Annotated in this window: 1 protein-coding gene; it reads right to left on the bottom strand. The window is 66.9% G+C overall.

What is annotated here, in order from left to right:
• On the bottom strand, nt 1-1,438 hold a 1,438-nt coding region (locus N787_RS11675; protein WP_156969024.1), incomplete at both ends, for an HsdM family class I SAM-dependent methyltransferase.

Raw genomic sequence — 1,438 nt, 5'->3', positions numbered from 1 at the left:
GAGGAACTTGCCCAGGGTGCCGCCGGCGCGCAGCAAGGCCAGCATTCCGGCGTCGTGGGCGTTGCCCCAGAACAGGGTCGTGAGCAGTTCGTTGCTGTGGGCCAGGGACTGGGCGCGCAGCCGATGCCGATCGCTGCCGTGCAAGGTCAGGCGCCCGAAAGCCAGGCTGAGGTCGGCCTTGGGGACCCAGTACTCGATCGTTTCGGTCGGGGCCGGCGCTACCTGGTCGGCCGGGCGTGGCCGCGCCACCATCACCACGCAGGGTTGGCGGGCGGCGGCGAACAGGAGCTTGCGCACGTCACCGAAGTTGATCAGGGTCTCGATCTCATAGCGCGCCAGCACCTCGCGCATGAACGCGCGGCTGCTGGGCGCGGCCAGGATGCTGACCGGCAGGATGAAGCACAGGGTGGCCGACGGCGTGACGCACTCCAGGGCGCGCAGGATGAACGCGCCGGCGGTCTGACGCCGGGGGATGTCGAAGCCCTTAGCTTTGGCCCAGGTATCGCTCGAGAGCACCACGTTCTTCTTGGGTTCGACCCAAGGCGGGTTGGACAGGAAGATGCTGCAGTCGGGCGCCTTGAAGCGGGGATTGGCCTGCGAGAAGAAGTCGCCTTCGGCGCCGCCCTGCAGGTTATGGCCCACCAGCTTGGGCAGATGCGAGGATCCCTGCGCGGTCAGGATCGCCAGATCCGACGGGTCGAGTCCCTCGAGCACCGAGAGGTACAGGCTGAACGCGGTTACCCGGCAGGCCGACAGATTGAGGTCGGACCCGAAGATGCTGCTCTTGAGCAGATCGACCCGCTCAGCGAAGCCGAGCGTCCGGCCGGCCTGGGCTTCGGCCTTGCCGAGCAGCCGCCGATAGGCTGTGGTCAGCAAGATGCCCGAGCCGCAGGCGCCGTCGTAGATGCGCTCGGCCAGGAGATTGGTCGACTTCGACAAGGCCAGGTCCACCACCAGCATCGCCAGGTGGCGCGGCGTGTAATACGCCCCGACATCGCGCTTGTCGTCGGCCAGGAACGACTCGTAGATGCCCGAGATCAGTTCGACCGGAATGAAGCGGAAGTCGTACTTCCAGAAGTCCTGCTGGCCGGAGGCCAGGTCCACGCGGCGCAGGAAGGCGTGCAGGCGCGAGATCGCGACCGCGGGCAGCTTCTTCCAGAACGGCTCGGTCTTCGCGCCGGGCTCGAGCAGGTCACCATTGAAGTCGGTCTTGAGGCGATCGAGCAGCCGGCTCACGCCCGCGACGTCGCCACGCCCCACGAGGGTGAACAGCGACTCCACGTCATGGTCGCGCCGATACGTCTCGCCGGCGATCCCGCGGTGCTCGAGGTAGGAGACGAACATCACCTGCGCCATCAGCAGCTGGGCATCGATCTTGCTAAGGCCATGGCCTTCCAGCTCGCGCACCATGACCTGCAGGTTCTCCAGCAGCACCCGA

The organism is Arenimonas metalli CF5-1, from assembly GCF_000747155.1.
Taxonomy (GTDB): domain Bacteria; phylum Pseudomonadota; class Gammaproteobacteria; order Xanthomonadales; family Xanthomonadaceae; genus Arenimonas; species Arenimonas metalli.
Note: the sequence above shows the minus strand (reverse complement) of the source record. Positions and strands in the feature narration are given on the sequence as shown.